The sequence below is a fragment of the Moorena sp. SIO3A2 genome (assembly GCF_010672265.1).
Classification (GTDB): domain Bacteria; phylum Cyanobacteriota; class Cyanobacteriia; order Cyanobacteriales; family Coleofasciculaceae; genus Moorena; species Moorena producens.
Genome location: NZ_JAAHHC010000006.1, coordinates 202,462 through 224,517 on the forward strand (window position 1 = coordinate 202,462; position 22,056 = coordinate 224,517).

The window sequence follows — 22,056 nt, forward strand, 5'->3', positions numbered from 1 at the left end:
CTATTGCCTCTTGCCTCTTGCCTCTTGCCTCTTGCCTACTCCCTACTCCCTGCTCCCTGCTCCCTATTCCCTATTCCCCATTCCCTGTTCCCTGTTCCCTGTTCCCTACTCCCTAAATTTCCAATCAAAAATTACCAAAAAAAAATCATGTTACCAGCTATTACGATTACCACGGAAGATATTTTTAACCAAGTCAAGCTATCCTACAAAATCCCTGACATGATTGAAGGGATTGTTACCCGCAAGGTTATTGCCGCTACTGCGGAAAGTGCTGGCATCCGTGTAGAAATTGAAGACCTTCAACAGGCAGCCGACCAATTCCGGTTAATGAACAAACTTGAGAATTCCGAGGACACTTGGGCATGGCTGCAAAACTATAGTATGTCTTTAGATGATTTTGAAGAAGTAGTTTACACTAATTTGATAGCTAATAAGTTAGTTCAACATCTGTTTGCGGATAAAGTTGAACCCTATTTCTTTGAACATCAGCTGGATTATGCTGCTGCCGTTATTTACGAAGTCGTTTTAGATGATAAAGACCTAGCCATGGAACTGTTTTATGCCCTGGATGAAGGGGAGACAAGTTTCTATGAGATTGCTCACGAATACATCCAGGATACTGAGTTACGGCGCTCTGGAGGATATCGGGGAATCGTTAAGCGTCACGAGTTTAAGCCGGAAATTTCTGCGGCTGTGTTTGCGGCTGAGCCGCCACAGTTGCTTAAACCGATTGTGAGTTCTCAGGGAGTGCATCTAATTTTGGTTGAGGAGATTGTTAAATCGGAATTGGATGGGAAGTTGCGTGCTCAGATTGTGTCTGATTTGTTTACTGGGTGGTTGAAGGGACAGATTGGGGAAGTTGAAGTTATTAAGCAAATAGAGTAGATACTAAATAGTGGGGTGGAGTTACTTACTACAAGAGCGAGAGCGTTTTCGCAACAGAACCATTCAACGGTACTCTACTCCCAAATCAGCACTGAAGGCAACAATTCTGGAGATGCTAAGCGTAACAACTGATACCCTACCCCTGCTGTACCTCGGAAAAAACTAGGGTTAAACAGCGAGTTAGGGAAATCAAAGAAAAAAGTATATCCTCCATGTTCTTTTGACCTTTCTACTACCCATGCTGCCTGCTTCCTAGCAGTTTTAAGCCAATTTTGGTTGCCAAGTTTTTGGGAGGCGACGACAAATAGTTCGGTTCTGCCTAATATCCCGCAACAAAGATGGTCTATATCTCTACTCGGTCTGCTGTAGTTCTGCGTGGTTTCCAAAGCTATCTCAATGTCAGCATAATTTTCTTCTATTTTTAGAATGGATAAACTTGCCAAACGTGCTAATCCAATGCCAACACTTCCGTGACACCAGGTGTGCATGAAGCTAATTTGATTAGTTTTCTCCAAGAAACGGAAATCTGGCCAATTTCGGGCAGATTGGTCAAAGACACTCCGCTCATATTCAATTCCCTCTTGTGCTGCTTCCAAATAAGCAGTGTCTGCTGTAGCAGCATATAACCGCAATAAGGCCAAAGCATTACCCGCTGCACCGTGAGAAAATCCCGTTAAAGGGATTTTACAAATTGTCTTCCACGCCCTCGGGACAGTATTACTTCGTTTTGATAAGAGACGATTGCCACAGGCGATCGCTGTATCCAATATAGCTGGCTCACCTGTTTCTTGGTAGAGGGATAATAAGCCCAGAATTGCCCCAGCTACTCCACCCAAAATATCCAACGTTTGGTCACCAGCGATCGCCTGTGGAGAGATCAGTTTTGCTGCCTGCTGGGCATCTTTGAGGAGGGCTGGCTCTTGGAGAAACTGACTAATTTTAACCAGACTGTAAATTATCCCACCCAATCCTGCCACACCGAGTCCAGACTGAATTAATCTTCCGGTAGTTTTAGTGTTCTGAAGAGACTGGCGTAAAGGAGAGAGAGCTGCTAGAGCTACTTTTTGAAATTCGCTTTTGCCAGTAAGTTTTGCTAAGGCTGCTAGAAATAGGCTAACTCCAGCGCGCCCCTGATATAAAGAATCATCCAACGCCTGGAGTTGATAGCGCTTGGCATTAAACATATACTCTATGGCAATCCAGTTGCAGCTGTCATTATTTATAATCGCATTGGCGATAAGACGATTGCCAATTGAGAGTGCCTCTTGCTGTAGTTGTTCAGGGGTAAGTGGGAGAAATTGATAAGAATCCGCCTGGGGTGCAACATTCTTTTTTGTCAGATGAGCAAACCTGGCCAAAAAACTTCCCCGAATTAATTTAATTTGCAGGGCTAAATCTTGTTGATCCAGACTCTGAAGCCTAGAAATTAGTTGTTGGTAACTAGAAGTTTTGAAAAAGTGCTTGATGGGTTGGTCTAGTCCAACATCTAAGGTATCCTTATTACAGGATACGGTGAAATAGGGAATGTCTTGCTGTTGTAAAGATTTGATTTCCGCTGGCAAAGTTACCCAAGCTTCCGGTTTTTCTTCAGCAGTTAAGTAGGTTCGACTGAGAGTGTCTATTCCAATACTATAGTCAACTCCGCTACGCAAATATTGTGGGTTGAGGCTATGCTTACAGATAACACTATAGGCCCTAGCTGGGCGCAGAATAAATCGAGAATTTAATGATTTTAAGCCTGATAGAATACTATTCTCGGTTAGGAGAGTTTCCCTATGTTTGATTAGGAGGCGATACATCTCCTCAAAACCCGTCACTACCTCTTCAAGGTAGTCATTGGGGCAGACGGTTTCCTCTTCTAGCACGACGACATTATTCCGAGGCGGAATAATAGTAGTTTTGGGAGTTAATTGCATCCCATCTGTGTTAATAAATTTCCACTCTATTGAGGAATTAATTTGCTGGGGGTAAATACCGCCAATATCACTATAGTCTCGAGTATTTGCTGAGGCTAAATTACCTTCCCAAGAAGGTAAAAAGCCTGTCTTTATAACTGAGTATTTGAACCAGTTTTCTGATTCACTAAAACTTTTTTCTATAGGAGACATTAAGGTGTCAACATTGATGATAATTGGATATTCACGGCTGGCAATGACATTGGTCTTGTGAGATTTACTTGAGCCTAAGACATAGAGGAGAGATAATAGCATTCCTGCTCTTTTGTAGAAGCGTTGGACTGCAGCTTTATCTTCACAAGGTTGCTGCTCAACAAATTTAACCCAGCCATATCCCTGACGATTAAGAATCTTGGTTAGTTGGAAGGGTAAAGAGGTATCCTTTTGGTTGCACCAGTCTAGCAACTGGTTGAAAGCAACATCTAGACCCAAATCTTTGGGCTTATATACCACTTTTACACCCGAGGAGAAGGTAAGAACTGATACAGAGCGTCCCCCATTATGAGGTTCTGAGAAAGCAGTCTCAACATTTTCAACTTTTCCTAAGCTTTTGCGGTCAGAAAAGATAAGTTCAATTGCCGATAAATCTTCTTGTAGACGTTGGATAAATTCAGTAGTAGATTCTACCCATAAGTTAATAGTTGTGGCTATCAAGCGAGCCAGGACTGGGTATTGCTGAAAAAATGCCAGTCCCCCATCTTGGAGAAGGTTTTGGATCAAGGCGCAATACAAAGCTTTACTTTGGCTTTCTTGGGAATCGATCTTTTCATAAGAGGGCTGACTTTCCCGAAATTTGTAAAATTCAAATAGTAAGGTTTTTGCCCCTAAATCAACCAGTTTTTGTAGGAGGCTCCTTTCTAGGGCTTTCCAGGCTTCTCGACTCAGCAATTCCAGAGGGCGAGTTGCCGATAAACCAGTGTATAGTTTCCGCTGTGCTACTAGGATAAAGGGAAGATAAAAATCTTCAAAAGGTAAGGGATTTTGGGAGTCAATTGGTGATTTATATTCTCCCTCTATACCGAGTAAGGTAATTGCGCCACTTTCAATTAATTCTTTCAGGGTTTCCGCCCAAGGTGGCAAAGTAGGATTATCAATCACATCCGCTGTTCCCAGTAAAATACGGACTGTGTTTAAGTCCCATCCATTCCACTGAAGGCGCTTCTTAAGTCTGTCTTCTCCTCCCAGGAGTTTACACCAGGTTTTGAGGCGTTCTTCAATGAGATTTTGGTCAAGCTTATGGGGATTAAAATCCCGTTCAAAAGGACAATTTAAGCACTCTGAAAGAAAGGCTGCATTGGTAGCTATAGTAGCTATTTGTGATAATTCTACTGCTGTTATTTCCATACTCAGTTCATTTATAGCAATTATCATAGCTATGAGGTACAAAGTTCTGGTTTTTCAGGGAACAGGGAATAGGGAATAGGGAAAAGATAATAGAGATCACTGCATCAATATAGGGAATCAACATCAAATAAAACTGTACCTCATAACTGCGATAAACGCTATATCGGAGATTTTGTCCCGTTCGCTCAAATAAATAAATGAATAATCTCTTGAACCTGGTAGTGCTGCGAATCAGGGAGGTTTAACCTCCCTAATCCATGTCACTGGTGCCAGGTATCGAAACCGCTGCAACTCCTGCTGTAGGAAACTTGACACAAGGCTGAAGCCCTTTTGTGTGTGACTACTCCCTGTGCTAAGCTTAAGCTATAGGCTGCAAATGGATCAGAAAACTTCAGTGCCTGTAGGGCAGTTACCAGGATGTGAAGTGGGGAATGGAGAAGGGCACTCCGAACCCCCTGCTAGTTCAAGTTCGTTGTCTTGGAGATCCTTGATAAAACTTTCAGAATCACCGAACAACTCAGCACCAGCAGGTTTGATGTTATTAACTTTGATGTTAGCCATTTGAGTTTTGCTCCAATAATGAATTTGTGTTGTTGATCAGGAATCAATTAGTAATTTTTGATTCCTATTTTTATCCTATTAAAATTAATTTAGTCTGTCTAGGATTTTTATAGCTTATTGATGCTAAACCAAAAACACTTTTGTCACTAAATTAGATGTAGTTACCTACTGCTAAACCTATTCATAGCTCACAATTAACCTTTACCATTATTCTGATACTTAACCTCTCTCTAATTTAGTGAATCAACTAAACTAGTTATGTCCACAAAACTAGTGAAGCTGAGAAAAAACATAAAAAATAGTCCAAGACTACTCTTGGACTAAAAGACTAAGATTAGTTTCTACCAGTAATTGGTTAAGGCACTTTCGTCCTAGGTTGATACAGTCAACATTTACCCTATTATAATTAAATTAATAAAGGAATTGGATTACCCCCTACCGGATCCACTGGGAAAGACTTGACGGGGATTACCTCAAACCCAGCATCCAGAATTCCAGAGTAGTTTGCGATCGCCTCCAAGGCATTGGAGCAGGGAACAGAGAGCAGGGAGTAGGGAGTAGGGAGTAGGGAGTAGGAAGCAGGGAGCAGGGAGTAGCTGACAAGGGTAGGTTTTTTACTTTGGAGATAGGTAATAGGTAATAGGTAATAGGTAATAGGTAATAGGGAATGGGGAATGGGGAATGGGGAATGGGGAATGGGGAATGGGGAATGGGTAATCGGAACCCACCCCTAACCCCGACCAGGAGGGGAAGAGCGGGAGATGGGTCGGTAATCGGTGGAAATTCTGGGAGATTTTCCGACAGACATATTTGGCGAAATTTCAACAAGAGTGCCAGTACGTAGTCGCCCAAATGTAAAAAACCTACCCAAGTGAGGCAGGGAGTAGGGAGTAGGGAATAAAAATTATCACAATTAATTTAGGATTGCTATAGGAATCAATTAGTAATTTTTGATCTCTGTTTGAATCATACTTGGATTAATTGAGTTGGTTTAGTTTTTTTTATTTTATTGATGTCATAAGTAAACCTTTTTTTTTAGGCTCTACCGAACTGGCTATGTAAAACTTTGAAAAACTAATTATTATAATCCTTATGGGGCGGGAGTTTTAGTTCTTGATAAAATGATTTATTATAAATATAATACCCAATCATATTTAGTGGTAATTTCAGCGTTTTTATGCATACTAGGTTCGGTAGATCCAAAAAAGGTTTAATTTTTGATTACTTCGACTAAGAGAAATTTAATGATGTGTAAATATCTTCAGAATTGGCATTCAGATAAACACGCTCCAAGTCAATCCCCAGCCTAGAAAATTGCCCAAGGATAGCCTTCATCCTTCCTTCAGTGGAATCATCCCCTTGATGCCAAGCTTCCAACAACCCATTGGCCACAATCTGACAGCGATTCATGCCAAAGCTTTCCTGTTCGGCAAATTTTTGGTCTGGTTCTTCTGCTAACCCCAAACCTGGTGCTAGCTCCATGGTAAATAGGGGAACATCTGGCTGAAAATGAGATTGGTGCTCTGTATAAACAGTCTTTAAAACTCCCTCAACAGCGTCATAGTTACGCTTATCAAAGTAGAGTACCCCCGAATCGTGTCGTTCGTAGTCCTTGGGATTGTACAAAACTTTAAAGTGGAACGGAATTTCCATGTCGTTCAGCTGTTGGGTTAAGCTACCCATTACGGCAACTGCACCGTCAGGAGTCAAGTTGAAGTAAATTCGCACAGTCACTGACTGGTCTGTTTGCGGACGATTTGCTTCTAGATTGCCAACGGCCATATAAAAGCCATTTTGCACCAAATTCTTAGGCATACGGATTGCTACTGAATCCCCGACGGTGGCAGATTGCTGGGATGCTGGCAGATGCTGCTCCCGTTCAATATGCAGCCTCAATCCTCCCTTAGTCACAGCCAAAGTGCCATCACTTTCTTCTCTGAGAACAGACCAACCAGGGTCAAAGTAGCCTTTGCCACTATTGCTGTCGTGGAGTCGCTGATAAAATCCCACATCTACTCCCAGGATGGTATTGTTCTCTAGGTCTAGTGGCGCAGCTTCAGTATCTGCTTCCGGTGCGAGAGTATCTCGCATTGAGCCATTGTAATAAATACCATAGAGAAAACTCCGCAGTTGCAGACTGATATATTTTTGCTGCATCTCTTCGGGCATCCGTTGAAAACGTTCCACAGCTTCGGCTGGAATTTCCAACGGTTTGTAATCTGAATGGTGAATAGAGAAGTCTGATTGGATTTTTACTTTGTTAACAATATCGTCTAGAACATCTAGTAATTGCTGATTGGCGACTTGGGATAGTTGAATTTCTCTAGAATCAAGTAGTTGGATCATGCTTTGGTAGGGAGTAGGGAGTAGGGAGTAGGGAGTAGGGAGTAGGGAGTAGGGAGTAGGGAAAAAATCCTGTGTACCTCATAGCTATGAAAAACGCTATAAGTGTCTTAAACAGCGGAAGGACTGAGTTGAATTAATTCAGCAATAGCAGGGCCAAAAATTGTGGGCATGGATTTTTCTGGACGACACAACAAGGTCTTGGCAACCTGAAGCATGGCAATCCCGGCATTACCAAAGGATTTTTGGTACTCAATCATCGCCCGAATCCGTTGAATCAAACCAAAACCGGTAAATTGCACTGCTGTCCGCAAAAAATCAGGTCGGTGTTCTAAAATTTCTGGAAAGGTTTCAAAATACCCTTTAGTTAGGGCAGCAATGGAAGGCTGGAGCTGTTCCAAGGGGGTCATGGCTAAACCTAGGGATTCTTCAATACTTAAAGATTTACTGATAACTAGGCTACTCAGCCAGATTTGGACATAGCTACTGATCAGTGTTCCTAAATCAAACCCTGGGTCTCCCCAACTACAGCGCTCCCAATCAATTAGCCTGACAATGCTGGTACTCTCATGCTCCCAATCTTGGTGCAGAAGGATATTATTTAGCTTTAGGTCATTGTGGGTCAGACAGCAGGGGGCAAAACCATTGCCTAGTTGTGCGATCGCTTGCCCTAAACTATCGTATCGTTGATAAAGGGCAAAGAATTTCAGCCCGTCAGCAGGTACCGCACCAAAAATCTCCGGACCAATTCGTTCTAAACTGTTAACTAATCTAGGCACTTGGTCAGTGGTTATATTATCGGTTTCACTACAGAATAAATCTTGATAGTCTTTACGATTAAATGTATGATGATGGATTTTTCCTAAAAGGGTGCCGATGGTGGCAGCAACCTCTGGAGGAAAGATATTTTCCTTGGCGTAGAAATCCATTAAATCCCGATAGTCATCGAGATAGCGGAAAACCATAATGGAATTCTCACCATCAAAATGCAGCACCTCTGGTATCAAAGAGCGGAGGTTAGCAAGTTCTGGAAATTGCTGTAAGAATTCTTGAATTCGCCATTCATTCAAAAACTCACCAGCGGCTTTCCCTTCCTGGTTATGTCGCTCCTGCTTTACGAGCAGCTTATGACCATCTGGAAAGGTCAGCAATAAGTTAAAGTTCTTGGCTTCCAGTGGCTCAATTTTACTGAGAGCTTGCTCGGAGGGATTGCATAAACCACGAGCAGCTAGATAGTCAAAAACATTATGAGAGTTTAATATGAATGTCATAATTAGGGAACAGGGAACAGGGAACAGGGAACAGGGTAAAAATAGGTGTTTAAAACCTTATTAATAGGAAAAATACTATATTCAGTAGTATAGGTAAAAAGAAAGTTATTCTGCCAATTATTTCTGCTTAAAAACAGACGCAACTAAAACTTTTATGTCCCTAAACTATTCAGGGTAAGTGTGGTAAATGTGATCAATGTGGGAAATGTGGGAAATGTGGGAAATGTGGGAAATGTGGGAAGTGTGGGGAGGGTCGGGAGATAGCGAGATAGCGAGATAGCGAGATGGGGAAAGGGTGCATCTCATATTTGTAAAAAAGATCGGGAGTGTGGGGCGGGGGCGCGGGGCGGGGGCGCGGGGAGTGTGAGGAGTGTGGGAATTTTCTCCCGAATTTTTGCCTAATTGCAAAAGCGATGCAGTGGCCTCACGGGGGTTTCCCCCAAGACCGCTCTGCATCGCTGCTCCCTACTCCCTAGTCCCTGTTCCCTGCTTCCTATTCCATTTGCTCTATAACTAAACTAGTTATGTCATCAAAATATTTAAAAAGAATAGAAAATTATAGAGGTCTGGGTTTTATGATTTATTTGTAAATTATGTAGACTACGGTTGCTGGATAAAATGACATTGGTGACCGAAAATTAAGGATAATTTTCACTTTATTCTGGTAAATCTATGCTTTGAGTATCACAGGCTGATGTATGCGATCGCATTCGTTTTATGATTCTAATGTATGCGATCGCATTCGTTTTATGATTCTAATGTATGCCTTCCCGTAGTGGCTCTGTTCGCGTAGCGTGGCCTTTGGCCTTAAGAGCATCGCGTTTGTTGATGGTAAGCCTTCAGCGGTCAGCCGTCAGCCGTCAGCCTTTAGGTGATAGCTGTTCGCGTTCGCGGAGCGTGGCCAAAGGCCAAGCGTGCGCGTAGCGCATATGCTGATAACTGAATGCTGATAGCTGAATGCTGATAGCTGACGGCTGATAGCTGACGGCTGATAGCTGACGGCTGATAGCTGACAGTCCTATTATGCTTACCTAAGATTATGACAGTTGATGGTCCTATTCAATACTGGTTTGAGCTCAGGACCAGTGGGATAAGGCACCAACTCCACAATTCCATCCTGATTAATGATCCATCCTTGAGCTTCAATAATTGGTGGCTTTTTCGCTGTCACTTGAGGTTCCTGATTGGGTTTTTTCCCCCGATTGCGAGCAGCCCGATACAATTGACGCCTGGTTGCTGAGAAATCTCGCCAATCTATCCAAATGGTTTCACCTTTGAGGGGGTCAGTGGGGTCAGTGGGTAAGCCCCCTCGTCCAAGCAGAGCAAATCCATTCTGCTCATCATCGGTGCTACAGCCTGTGGCAATGAGTAGACCGGTATCGATGATAGTTGCTGGTAATGGGATTAATCCCAGGTTTTGAGTTGGGTCTGGGTTGCTAATGTTGATTTGACCATCAATACCAAATTCAGAACTGGCAGTAATCTGGCTATCTGGAGACAGAAACAGACCTTGAGTAGTGATTTGAATATTACCGCCAGGACCAAATATGGCGTTGGCTGCGATGTTACTATTTTCTACAACCACTACAAAATCACTATTAATCTTAATATCACCGCCACCACCATTACTGTCATTAACGCTGGTACTAATGGCGCTTTGGTTTGAAAGGAACAGTAAGTCACTAGTAAGTTTAATATCACCACCGCCGCTAAGCTCAGAAGTGGCAGTGATTTGCCCTCGATTACTGGTGATTTGATTAGCGGAAATATCAATATTGCCTCCTCCCGCCGAGAAATTGGATGCGGTAATACCACCACCATTGGGAGTGTCCGCTCCGCTGTTAGAAAGCTCGATCGAGTTTGCCACAATCTCAATATCCCCAGCTTGGCCTTGCCCTGGTGCTAGGAGGTTATTGCTTTGGAAGTTACTGACACTGATCGTTGCTCCATCTCGGATACTTAACTGATCAGTGAAGACCTCTAATTTACCGCCATTACCACTACCTGCGATCGCATTCGCCAATAATCCGCTGGCACCTAGGTCTGATCTCCCAATCAGTTCTATCTCCTGTGCCTGAACTCTCAAGGTTCCCCCATCCCCTTCGCCTCTGGTAATGGTTGCCACTTGAGCCCCATCCACCAAGCGCAACCGTTCGGTTTCAAGGGTCAGCTCACCCCCTGTACCTATGGCCTCTAATTCCACATTGGCAAATATAGCGCTAGCAAAATTCGTGGCGGTACCAATTAATTCGACGTCTGTTGCGTTTACCTCTATAGAACCAGCATCCCCTTCACCAAAGGTAGTCGCTGCAATCTGAGCCCCATCACTCAGCCGCAAGCGTTCGGTGTCAATGGTCAATTTACCCCCATTCCCGATGGCTTCTCGTCGGACTTCTGTAAATAAGCCACTGGCTAATTCCTGTGGTGAGGTACCAATTAATTCGATGTCTGTTGCGTTTACCTCTATAGAACCGGCATTTCCTTTACCAAAGGTATTAGCTTCAATCTGAGCGCCATCACTGAGCCGCAAGCTCTCGGTGTTAATAGTCAATTTGCCCCCATTCCCGATGGCTTCTCGTCGCACGTCTGTAAATAAGCCACTGGGTAATCCCTGTGGTGAGGTACCACTCAATTGCAAATCGATTGCCTTTACGGTTAAAGAACCTGCATCCCCTTCACCACGGGTAATTGCTGAGATCTGGGCTCCATCAACCAGTCCCAAGCGCTCGGTGTTAATGGTCAATTTACCCCCATTCCCGATCGCGTCTGGTTCCACATTGGCTAACAGAGCGGTGGGTAATCCTTCGGTTGACGTACCACTCAATTGCAGATCGATTGCCTGTACGGTTAAAGAACCGGCATCCCCTTCACCAAAGGTATTAGCTGCAATCTGAGCCCCATCAGTTAGCCGCAAGCGTTCGGTGTTAATGGTCAATTGGCCCCCATTACCAATGGCTCCTGCTCTGACGTCTGTAAATAAGCCACTGGCTAATCCCTGTGGTGAGGTACCACTCAATTGCAAATCGATTGCCTTTACGGTTAAAGAACCTGCATCCCCTTCACCACGGGTAATTGCTGCGATCTGACCCCCATCAGTCAGCTGCAAACCCTCAGTTTCAATGGTCAAGTCGCCCCCATTCCCGATCGCGTCTGGTTCCACATTGGCAAACAAGCCACTAGGTAATCCCTCTGATGAGGTACCAATTAGTTCCATCTCAGTGACTTGCGCCCTCAAAGCACCTGCATCCCCTTTACCAAAGGTAGTAGCTGAAATTTGAGCCCCATCAGTAACTCGCAAGCGTTCCGTGTCAATGAGCAAATTGCCCCCATTCCCTGTAGCTCCTAGTTCCACATTTGCCGACAAGGTACTGGGGAAGATGCCAAAAGCTGTACCAATCAGTTCTACCTCCTTGGCCTGAACTAGCAAATCTCCTCCATCTCCAGAGCCAAAGGTACTAGCTGAGATCTGAGCCCCATCAGTAACTCGCAAGCGTTCCGTGTCAATGAGCAAATTGCCCCCATTCCCGGTAGCCCCTGGTGCTACTGGCACAAACAAACCACTGGGACCGAAGTTCGAGCCAGCAATCACCTCTACCTCAGCAGCGGTGATCGTCAAGGTGCCAGCATTCCCGGAGCTAAAGGTGCCACTGGAGATCTGAGCGCCATCAGCAACCCGCAAGCGTTCCGTGTCAATGAATAAATTACCCCCATTCCCTGTAGCCCCTGGTGCTACATCACTAGATAAACGGCTGAAAAAGAAATTATTTACAACGGTACCGATAACTTGCAATGCCTCCGTCGCCTTTACCGTCAAACTTCCCCCAGCCCCACTGCCCAGGGTATCGGCTAAGATGGCTGACCCCTGACTAAGGGTCACCCGCCGACCCTGCACCTGGATTTCACCCCCGCCATTACCACTGGTACTCACCGACGCCCCTTGGGACAAGGTAATATCCTGAAATTGTCCTACATCTTCATAGCTTAATGTCCAACCTGAGTTAGTTGGGGTTAGCGTTACCATCCCTTCTCCCTGGACGCTGCCCAGTTCAATCCGTCCTCCTGCTGTGGTGAGATTTCCTCCTGCAACCGCCACATCACCCCCCACCAAGGCTAAGGTTTTACCTGGCTGTACTTCCAGCCCCACTGGTCGATTGTCTCTGATTACTGCAAATGTAGCGGGATTAATACTCAGATTGTTCCCAGGCCCGTTGATCACAATTCTGCCTGGATTGGCTTGGGAGCCATACTGTAAACCAGTAGGAATATTAATGGTTAACAGGGGAGGCTCCTGGGGATTGGTAGCACTAAATTCACTGCCATCGGCAAATTTAATGCTGTTGGCGGTAGAGCCGATAAACGAGCCACCAATATCTAGGGAAGCCTCCGAACCAAACACAATCCCATTGGGATTGATTAAAAACAGGTTAGCCCTACCGTTAGCCCGAATTAAGCCATCAATCTTAGAGATGGAGCCACCAGTGACCCGGCTAATAATACTGTCAATAGTCAGGGAATTGTTGAAAAAGGCTGTATTCCCAGTCAGAACGGAAAACTGCTCGAAGCTATGGAAGAGATTACCTCCTGCAGTGGTACCACCGGTAATCTCAATGATATTGCCATTAGGAGTAACAATGGAATTGTTCGGTAGAGTATTATCTGGAACAATTTGAGCTGAGCAGAGCAAGGGCATCTGAGCCACTAGGTAACAGGCAATGGGCAAGGTCAGGAGTTGGTTTAAGGGTTTATTGTGATGCGACTTAGGTGGCAATTTACAAAAATCTGTGGTGACCATGGGGCTTTTCTAGAGACTGAAGCATGTCGTGGGCAAGAACTATCCTCTAGAATTCCCAAACCTCTAGACCAAGTAACGCTTATGACTAGAAAAGGGGAAATTTTTGGCTCTACCGTACTTGTTATAGCGCGTAGCGCTATACCTGTTTACTATCTGCTACGACCCTTGAACAGACCACCAATGCCTTGCCATTAAACCCCCAAAAAGCGGTACAAAATGGGATTTTTTGGGGTATAATGGACAATGATTACAACAAGCTCGAATATGTCTAAGGGGAAGAAAAAATCAGGCACAGTCAAAAAGCTCTCAACTCAGGTAGTTCCAGTAATTGGGATGTCAATGGTAGTTGAAGCTGAGCTTGTTGCCATGATGCAACGCTTAGGCATCGTTCGTTCTGAATCCTACAACAAGCTTGGCAGCGTTAGCCATTGGGGACTCGACTGGCGGAAAGCCTACCCAGAGGTTAGGTCTTTGAGAACTCCAGAATCTTTAGGTCTACCATCTAAACTAATGGAATGGACAGTTAGCGATGTCGGTAAAGCCATTAGTGCCCAACAAGCTGCTTGTATTGAAGCATTAGGAAAAATCCTGCATAAGCGATTTCCAGGTAAAGAAAATAAAAAACGTCGAAATCAATGCTATAAACAGCTATCAAGTCCCAGTTTTCTAGACGATCCATTTTTGCCTCGAATTGTTAGGAAGCAGTTTCAGCGGGGTCATTCAAGGATAAAAAATCAAATAGTCTATCAACAAAACGGTTACTCCTGCCAACGGATTTCTCGCCACACTTACCAGTTAGAACTGGCTGGGTTACGTCGAGGTAAACGCCATCGAATTCTGGTAAGATATAATCGAAAAATAACAGGACAGATCCGACTAATTTACAATCTTCATTTGCAGCGCTTTGAAATCCATTTTTTGGTTGATCATGGAACTATCAATAATCCGACTGAATGTCGTTGTGTTGGTGTAGATAAGGGTTACACAGAAGTATTTTATGATTCAGATGGTCGTGCACACGGTCTTGGCTTAGGTAAACTAGCGACCAATAAATCTGACAGAATTGTTAAGAAAAACCGAAATCGTGGCCAGTTATGGGCACTGCATAGAAAATTAGAGAAAATCGACCCAGCTAAGTCGGCTCGTATACTAGAAAATAATCTGAGCCGGAAAACAGAGAATCGTCGCTTAAGAAAAGACCAAGCAGTAATTTTTGTAATAGGCGCTGCTTCTAAATCTCTTTTTAGGGGAGAATCGTTAAAAGTTTTTGCGGAGGATTTGACCCAAGCAATCAAAGGTTTTCGTCAATCATTAGCGATGTCCCGCAGGTTAAATACTTGGATGAAGGGAGCAATCCGGGACTCTTTACAGAAATGGGCTAACTGGACTGGTTCAGTAGTTTCAGAAATTCAACCGAGCTACACGTCGCAAATTGACTCCGTAACTGGCACCCTGTTAGGGGTCAGGAAAGGGGACAGTTTTACCAGGTTTAATGGGGTCGTGTTGCAGGCTGACTATAATGCTGCGAAGAATATCCTGGCTCGCGGTACAGACCAGGAAATCTCCCGGTTTATGACCAGGGTTGAAGTTCAAGCAGTATTGTTGCGCCGTACCGCGCGTTTCTTGAAAGGTATGGACTTGAGTCTTATTGACGCGGTTGAGCTAGGGTGGCTTGACTCTAAGCATAGTAAAACTCAAGCTTTTAAGGAACTCCTCACCGGGATGTGAGGAACGTCTAGATAGATGGGTGGGAGGCTTAACTCCAATTGCTGTATGACCACCCCTCACTCAGACAACAATAAATTGACCTTGACCTTTTTATTCGGAATTGTTCCGATTAATCCCGGTTTAAGAGTATCCCCAACAGACCTAACCCAATTAAGCCACTGGTAGCCCCAGGGTCTGGCACCTGAGCCGATCCCTGGTCAGCATTGAAGGTTGACCAATTGAAATTTGAAGAAAACCGCTGCTGTTCTATCAACTGGCCTAATACTTGCCCACTGCCACCGCCACCACCGCCACCACCGCCACTGCCGCCACCACCGCCACTGCTACCGCCACCAGCACCGCCACCATAGCCCCATTCGTAGATGTCGAGCACATTCTGGATCCGGTCTTGATCTAGCCAGGATCCTGCTGTTTCGTTATAGCCATTGGCGATATACCAGTCGATCCATGAGGCATTCCAGTTAGGATCATTGAAGTAGGCACCGATTTTGCTGGCTAAGGTATTCTTGGCGTTGTTGAGCAAGTTATTGAGATTTAGGGTCATATTTGAGTCACTGGGGCGTCCATCTGAGCCCAACACAGTGGAGTTTAGGTTCCAGCCAATCACATCAAATGCTCGTAAATCTAGTGCTGAGATATCGGCCCTCTCTGCCCAACCTAGGGCTGGCTTCATAACACCCAAATCATTGCCCATACCGTCCCAGTGGCTGGCTTGATAGCCATCACCTCCTAATCCTAAATTGGGATCCTTGCCTTCAGAAAAGTATGCCAGAACTTTATTACCCCCATCAATGGAAAAGTAGGCGTCGGCACCATAGGCTAATTCAAGCATGTCTTGGTCTTCGCTCCAGGCACTATAGCGGTACATATCCAGGGAGGTAGTACGCATCAGACGGTCAAGGTTCATCTGATAACTAGCGTCATAATCCGCGAGTATCGTCGAATCCACCCCACTGACGAAGCCCAAGATATGACCAATTTCATGGATGCCGACACTGAGAAAGTCTATGGTGTTTGATGGGGTTGGGGCGTTACGCTGGTAATCATAGCTCCAATTGAAGGCGTCATTCATGACGATATAGCCATCGAGAAGGGAGTTATTCCTGTGGTAATTTATGGCTTTGGCATTGGCATTGGTCAGAGCAATGTTTTTGTTGTACCACCCATTTCTGCTTTCAAACACGGCATGATAGCCACTATGGCCATCATTATAGTTATGTTTTTGCAGGTTATCATAAGCAGTATAATCATCTACCGACGTTCTATCGGACTTCAGCTTCTTCCGAAATTTTTTGTACTTTTTAGACTTTTGCAGACCAGGGAGTGCCCCACCGAGGATGTTTGAGGGCAAGTCGTCGGTGACATCAACGTGAATTTTGACGGTGACATTATCGGTTAAATAGTAAGACCAAATCTCACCAGCCATTTCAAACCCGAGCATTTGTTCGAGGGACGTTCCTGGTTGATAGCTGAAGTCGAAGTCTATGGCTTGAGCTGGGGCGTTACCACCAATTACGGCTGCGGATGCCAGGGACAAGGACATCATTAATTGGCGATTCTTCATAAAATCTTACCTCGTAGAAATTACTGACATGAATACTGTCAGTATGAAAAGGTAATGTATGCAATCGTGTTTGTGATCTGAGGCTGGTGTATAGGATCGCGTTTGTTATTGGAGCCTGATGTATACAATTGTGTTTATTTATCTCTGTTGGTTTAGGATCACTTAATGAGTCGTTTAGGATCACAAGAAAAGTGTGTTACAGATCACTAGTTTGAAATTAGCAAATCTACGGTAAATCTACTAATCAGCTCTCCATGCTTGATCTGGCAAAACTGGCAGGACAAATTCCTGGTATTAGTAAGCACCTGAGACTAGAGGCAGTGGCGTCTCGCCAACGCCTAGAACGGGCTGAACAATTACTGGCAAAGGCTAAAAAACAACAAGAGAGTTTGGTCAAGTCTCATCAGCAATGGCGCGATCGCATGATTTTCACGGCGGCAACACCTGTAGAATCTCTGGATACTTGTGTTGATATCAGTAGTCCCCCTGAAAGCCATAGTGTTTTCGCCACCGATGGGTCTCAAATTTCCCCCTCTCACCACGAAATTCTCTACTGTTATGTGATTAATGTGGGTCGGGTAATGTTGCACTATGGACAAAGTCTTTACCCTCTGTTGGATAGTGTGCCCGAAGTGTTCTACCGACCGGAAGACTTATATATTTCTCGTCAGTGGGGGATTCGCACGGAGGAGTGGATGGGGCATCGGCGCACCATTTCCGAAGTATCGATGTTAGCAGAAATGGCTTGCCGTTGGGTGAAGCCACCAGCTCCCCACAGGGATACTCCCAATTTAGCGATAGTAGATGGTTCCCTAATTTACTGGTTTCTTGATGGGATGCCAGGGGATGCACGCGATCGCATATTGCCTCCGATTCTAACAGCTTGGGAGCAGTTGCGTTCTGTTAATGTACCCCTGATTGGTTACCTGAGCGCTTCTCGTAGTGTGGAAATGGTTAATTTCCTCAGATTACCAGCTTGTCCCTATGAAACACCCAAATGTATCACCCAATGTGGTAATCTCACGGACAAGTTGCCCTGTCAGGTGATTGACCCCTTGCGGGATACCACTCTCTGGGCAAGTTTATTGCAACCAGGACAGCGTAGCCCTCTATTTCAGAGTTCCGCACGGATTCTGGATTTATACGACCATCACCGGATCTATTTCTGTTATGTCCATGTGGGTACAGAAATTGCTCGGATCGAGATGCCAGAATGGGTAGCCCAGAATTCGGCATTGCTCAATCAAGCCTTGAGTTTAATGCTGGGCCAGGTCTATAAAGGATATGGTTATCCCATTGCTGTGTCTGAAGCTCATAATCAGGCCGTGATTAAGGCCGGTGACCGGAATCGCTTCTTTGCTTTGCTTGAACAACAAATGATTCGTGCAGGTGTCAAAAATGTGGGAATATCCTATAAGGAGGCTCGTAAACGGGGTAGTATTAGTTGAATGTAGAATGAAGAATGGAGAATGTAGAATGAAGAATGGAGAATTTAGAATGAAGAATGGAGAATTTAGAATGAAGAATAGTGAATGCAGAATGAAGAATAGTGAATGCAGAATTTAGAATTTATAATGCAGAATAGTGAATGATGAATGGAGAATTTAGAATTTATATATAATGGATAATTTAGAATTCATATATAATGGAGCATGAAGAATGGTGAAGGCAGAATGGTTAAGGCAGAAAGCAGAATGGTTAATTCTACATTCTTAATTCTACATTCTTAATTCTACATTCTCAATTCTACATTCTTAATTCTACCTTCTTAATTCTACATTCTTAATTCTACATTCTCAATTCTAAAAAATTTTTACCTTATCCAATTAAAAACCGGTATCATGTCATGGCAAATGTATTAAGAATTCTGTTTAAGCAAGATAGCTATCTCAAGCAAGAGCCGATTCAATCGTCGCAATTGCCTGATAATAAACGTCAGCTGATACCAGCAGGTACTATATTAGTACTTGGCTATTATGGTCAGGAATCTGGCAATCACCTTAAACTGGGTTTAAAAGATATTGCGTTTAAGGGGTTCAGTGGTGATTGGTATGCCTTTGAAGACCATGTAGCCATTATGATGGAGAGTCTGCAACCGGTAGAAACGGTTAGTAATGTAGTCTCTAAACAAGATGATAAGACTGCTTTCAACATTCCTATTTATCAGAATACCTTAGTCAATCAACCCGTTTTACTTAACCTTTTCTTTAATCAAGATACGGTAATTAAGCGAGCTCCTATTCAATCTAATATCTTGAATGAAGCATCAAAGCAGGAAATTCCAGCAGGCACTGATTTGGTGATTGTTGCCGATCAACCTAGTGCTGATAATACGATTAAGTTTACCCTGGAGGAGAATCACGTAAAATTTACCCTGAAAGATCTGGAATTCAAGGGCTTTAGTGAAGATTGGTATGCCTTTGCTGGACATGTTGGTATTCAAGGAATGGGCTAATTACTCTTAAAAATCTGAATCATCACTCAGCGTCTCAATCAACAAATCCATCTGTTGCTGTCGCTGATCCAGAAAATATTCACATTCATGGAGATATTCGACAGCAGCGGAGAACTGATCAAACACGTCGGCTAGTGCTAGTTCTCCCGTTTCTATTTGCCTAATGATAGTTTCCACTTTAGCCACCGTCGCTTCATAGTTCCAGGTTTCTCCAGAAGGGATTTCAGTTAGGTTTGAATCAGTTAGGTTTGAATCAGTTAGGTTTGAATCAGGTTGAGTTTCCATAGATAGTAATTCTCAATGGGGTAAGGTACAGAATTTTTGGATTTTAGGGAATCGGGAACAGGGAATCGGGAACAGGGAATCGGTAATCGGGAATTGGGAATCGGGAATCGGTAATCGGTAATCGGGAGAAGAGGCAAGAGGCATAACCCACCCCTAACCCATCCCAGGAGAGGAATAGAGGCAATAGTTAATAAAGTATATAGCAATTCTAAGACTTATGAGGTAAAGTAACAGCAGTCAGTAAACCAATTATGACAATCGGACTTAGTGACTTTTAAGGCACATTCCACACCCTCAACTGTGATACCAGCCATAGAGAACAATTGAACTAAACATAAATACTAAAAGTAGCCCCTTTAAATAAAATCAACGTTCCGACTCCGTTGCTATGCTCCTTGAAGCAAGCAAAAATAAGAAGTCTCGTGGAAAAGAAGTCCAATCACGTTTGCTTCTATTTTAACCTGATTTAGATGGGATTGCCCTATAAAAAAATGCTAGAAACTGTATTTAATCTACCACTTCAGCAAAGACAAAATATAGCCATTATTGGAGCCGGTGCTATGGGAGTCTCAACAGCATGTATTTTAGCTAGATTAGGTATCGCCAAAGTATCGGTTTTTGAAGCTGAATCAAAAGTTTTTAATAAAAATGGAGCTTCTCTCAATAATACAGGTATTTTGCATCATTTTGTTTATGGTGCACATAAAAAGACACTGGAACATTTATTCAAACAAAGTATTTTATTTAAACAATTAATGCCTGAGTATGTTTTTGTAGATAGCTATGTTAATTATTTAGTACCCAATGAAATAGGAAACACTGCTATTAACCAAGAAGGGATAACTTATAAAGATGTTGCTGCTGCTTTGGTTGAAATTTATCAGCAACATTTAAAATACTCTCATAATGAAGCTATTTTTGGCAAGCCAGAAGACTTAGTAAAGATACTAGATCAAGAAGCCATCAAACCCTTACTTGGAAATTTCGATCCGGCCAAACAGGACATCGCTGGTGCAGTCAAAGTTAGGCAATTTGTCTTAAATATTGCCGAATATGTTTGTCACATGATCAATCTGTTTAATTTTCTTGTTAGAGAAAATTTTGTTGACATTCACTACAATAAGGAAGTACGTAATATTGCCATCAATAGTCAAAACTTCGAGTTAAAGATAAATCACAATAATCAACTTTATTTCGATACGATAGTTAATGCTGGTTATGCCAAGGGTTTGGGCATTCCGATTCCAGAACTAAAATTTGAGCAATATATCGAAGGAAATCTAGTAAAGCTAAAAGTTTATGGACTATACAAGATTCCCTCAGACTTGAAAAAACAGTTTCCAGAAATCGAAAAAAGTTTTTCTAGTACTATGCTCATTCGAGGTCAATATGGTGGAATAATTAAAGTCGGATACGATCATCTGGCAATTTTTTCTGGTCGAGAATATAACCAGGCAGAATTAGATATTCCCTTGGCCGAAAATCCGAAAACTATTCCTAGGGAATGGTTGGATAATTTGGAAAAAATAACTGGTAGAACGGAAGCAGAAATGTTGAGCACAATTAAGCAGGATATTTCTCGCTGGATTCCTTGGGCTAAGGGATTGGAAAATATTAAGCTCAAAAAAGCGGTTCAAGTTTATCCTGGTAGAAAAACTATCGATGAGGTAGATGCTGCCAAACGAGATGATAATCCTATTCGTTATCTATATCACCATAAAAATGGGGGTAAATATATTCATATTCCTGGGTTTAAATTAACTTCTATTCCTTACAATGCATTTCAGGTTGTTCTCGAAATACTATCAACTTATGTATGCCAGGGTATTCTTACCCAAGAGCAAGTAGATAAGCACATAGCTATTGACCAAAATCAGCACATAATTCTCTCCCCTGAAATGGAATCTGCTCTTGGTAAAAATCTATCTCAATTGGCGGTTTCTGAAAGAGAAAAAATTATTGATGATTGGGGTATTTACTAGCAAATTAGTTAGTGCAATTCTACTACCCATGAGGTAGTAGAATTTCTATAGTTAAGTAATGAACTAAATGTGAAAACCGATACCATATTTTATCGCCTGTTTCAATCGTTTCCCAGCATCTTTTTTGAATTAATTAACCATTCCCCTACAGAAGCACAAGCTTATCAATTCGCTTCTGTAGAAGTCAAACAACTAGCATGCAAGAATTGATGGGGTATTCCTGCCCACAATCACCACAGCCCAACAACCAATTTATTTTGTAGAAGTCCAATTTCAGAGGGACTCTCAATTTTACTCCCGGTTTTTTAGTGAAATTTTTCTGTACTTAGACAAAACCGAACTCAGCAATGATTGGCGTGGTGTGGTGATTTACCCTAGCCGCAATGTGGAGAAAGGAGCTACTTTTAGGTATCGAGAATTACTCGATTCTCCAAGGGTATCTCGGATTTATCTCGATGAATTAGCCGAGACCTCTGCACCATCGGTGGGTATCTCCACAGTACAGCTAATTGTCACTGAGGAAGATTCTGCCATTGCATTTGCTCAAGACTTGATTCAACGAACCACTGAGGAGGTGGAGAATGAACGACAAAAGCGAGAACTTCTACAATTAATAGAGACCATACTGGTGTATAAGTTACCCAAACTCAGTCGCACGGAGATCGAAGCCATGTTTAGCTTAAGTGATTTACGGCAAACCAAAGTTTATCAGGAGGCAAAAGCCGAAGGTATACAGGAGGGGAGACTTGAAGGTGAAATTCAAGGCAAATTAAAGTCGATACCTCGGTTATTAGCGTTGGGGTTAACCATAGAACAAGTTGCCCAAGCTTTAGAATTAGAGGTGGAACAAGTTACACAGGTGGTTGAGCAGTCTTCTGATAGTTGACATAT

At 43.2% G+C, this 22,056-nt stretch carries 15 protein-coding genes and 1 pseudogene; 7 read left to right on the forward strand and 9 right to left on the reverse strand.

All coding sequences use genetic code 11. The annotated features are described in order from the left end of the window. Positions 1 to 147: 147 nt before the first annotated feature. Entirely contained in the window at positions 148 to 885 is a 738-nt protein-coding gene (locus F6K64_RS08615; RefSeq protein WP_044492047.1) for a peptidylprolyl isomerase, read from the forward strand. A 74-nt stretch (positions 886 to 959) separates the two neighbouring features. Here F6K64_RS08615 and F6K64_RS08620 read toward each other — a convergent pair whose 3' ends face one another. The 5 genes from F6K64_RS08620 to F6K64_RS08640 all read right to left on the reverse strand — a co-directional run bounded on the left by F6K64_RS08620 (position 960) and on the right by F6K64_RS08640 (position 8,359). Next, positions 960 to 4,211, reverse strand: coding sequence for a type 2 lanthipeptide synthetase LanM family protein (locus tag F6K64_RS08620; RefSeq protein ID WP_008178757.1), 3,252 nt, complete (start codon positions 4,209 to 4,211; stop codon positions 960 to 962). A 354-nt stretch (positions 4,212 to 4,565) separates the two neighbouring features. After that, positions 4,566 to 4,745 (reverse strand): hypothetical protein, encoded by a 180-nt coding sequence (locus F6K64_RS08625; protein ID WP_008178761.1) that lies wholly within the window; start codon positions 4,743 to 4,745, stop codon positions 4,566 to 4,568. Between the two features lie 468 nt (positions 4,746 to 5,213). Then, positions 5,214 to 5,597: a hypothetical protein gene (locus F6K64_RS08630; RefSeq protein WP_131827006.1), complete on the reverse strand. Its 384-nt coding sequence runs from the start codon at positions 5,595 to 5,597 to the stop codon at positions 5,214 to 5,216. Positions 5,598 to 5,975: 378 nt separating this feature from the next. After that, positions 5,976 to 7,091 carry a T3SS effector HopA1 family protein gene (locus tag F6K64_RS08635; RefSeq protein ID WP_008178764.1) on the reverse strand — a complete coding sequence of 372 codons (1,116 nt, stop codon included), beginning with the start codon at positions 7,089 to 7,091 and terminating at the stop codon, positions 5,976 to 5,978. A gap of 107 nt (positions 7,092 to 7,198) precedes the next feature. Next, entirely contained in the window at positions 7,199 to 8,359 is a 1,161-nt protein-coding gene (locus F6K64_RS08640; RefSeq protein WP_008178765.1) for a phosphotransferase family protein, read from the reverse strand. A 762-nt stretch (positions 8,360 to 9,121) separates the two neighbouring features. Between F6K64_RS08640 and F6K64_RS08645 the strand changes: the two genes are divergently transcribed. Next, a complete protein-coding gene (locus tag F6K64_RS08645) occupies positions 9,122 to 9,283 on the forward strand; it encodes a hypothetical protein (RefSeq protein WP_154659656.1) in 162 nt (53 codons plus the stop codon). 103 nt (positions 9,284 to 9,386) lie between these two features. On the opposite strand, the gene F6K64_RS08650 is transcribed toward F6K64_RS08645, so the two are convergent. Further along, positions 9,387 to 13,151: a two-partner secretion domain-containing protein gene (locus F6K64_RS08650; RefSeq protein WP_008178767.1), complete on the reverse strand. Its 3,765-nt coding sequence runs from the start codon at positions 13,149 to 13,151 to the stop codon at positions 9,387 to 9,389. A gap of 243 nt (positions 13,152 to 13,394) precedes the next feature. On the opposite strand from F6K64_RS08650, the gene F6K64_RS08655 reads away from it, so the two are divergent. Then, complete coding sequence (locus tag F6K64_RS08655) at positions 13,395 to 14,879, forward strand: zinc ribbon domain-containing protein (protein ID WP_229414271.1); 1,485 nt, start codon at positions 13,395 to 13,397, stop codon at positions 14,877 to 14,879. A 109-nt stretch (positions 14,880 to 14,988) separates the two neighbouring features. Here the strand turns inward: F6K64_RS08655 and F6K64_RS08660 are convergent, their stop codons facing one another. Next, positions 14,989 to 16,443 (reverse strand): NF038122 family metalloprotease, encoded by a 1,455-nt coding sequence (locus F6K64_RS08660; RefSeq protein ID WP_287265268.1) that lies wholly within the window; start codon positions 16,441 to 16,443, stop codon positions 14,989 to 14,991. 254 nt (positions 16,444 to 16,697) lie between these two features. Here F6K64_RS08660 and F6K64_RS08665 point away from each other — a divergent pair, with 254 nt between their 5' ends. Together F6K64_RS08665 and F6K64_RS08670 are read left to right on the forward strand one after the other, a co-directional pair. Then, positions 16,698 to 17,891, forward strand: a complete 1,194-nt coding sequence (locus F6K64_RS08665) for a DNA double-strand break repair nuclease NurA (RefSeq protein ID WP_008178770.1) — start codon at positions 16,698 to 16,700, stop codon at positions 17,889 to 17,891. Positions 17,892 to 18,289: 398 nt separating this feature from the next. Next, complete coding sequence (locus tag F6K64_RS08670; protein ID WP_287265269.1) at positions 18,290 to 18,898, forward strand: hypothetical protein; 609 nt, start codon at positions 18,290 to 18,292, stop codon at positions 18,896 to 18,898. Positions 18,899 to 18,904: 6 nt separating this feature from the next. On the opposite strand, the gene xseB is transcribed toward F6K64_RS08670, so the two are convergent. After that, positions 18,905 to 19,183 (reverse strand): exodeoxyribonuclease VII small subunit, encoded by a 279-nt coding sequence (gene xseB, locus F6K64_RS08675; RefSeq protein WP_083373696.1) that lies wholly within the window; start codon positions 19,181 to 19,183, stop codon positions 18,905 to 18,907. 12 nt (positions 19,184 to 19,195) lie between these two features. Then, on the reverse strand, positions 19,196 to 19,327 hold the full coding sequence (locus tag F6K64_RS08680) for a hypothetical protein (protein WP_267875608.1): 132 nt from the start codon (positions 19,325 to 19,327) through the stop codon (positions 19,196 to 19,198). A gap of 347 nt (positions 19,328 to 19,674) precedes the next feature. On the opposite strand from F6K64_RS08680, the gene F6K64_RS08685 reads away from it, so the two are divergent. Both F6K64_RS08685 and F6K64_RS08695 read left to right on the forward strand, forming a co-directional pair. Further along, positions 19,675 to 21,165, forward strand: a complete 1,491-nt coding sequence (locus tag F6K64_RS08685; RefSeq protein ID WP_287265271.1) for an FAD-dependent oxidoreductase — start codon at positions 19,675 to 19,677, stop codon at positions 21,163 to 21,165. Between the two features lie 69 nt (positions 21,166 to 21,234). Then, a pseudogene (locus tag F6K64_RS08695) lies at positions 21,235 to 22,051 on the forward strand (Rpn family recombination-promoting nuclease/putative transposase). Positions 22,052 to 22,056 lie beyond the last annotated feature (5 nt).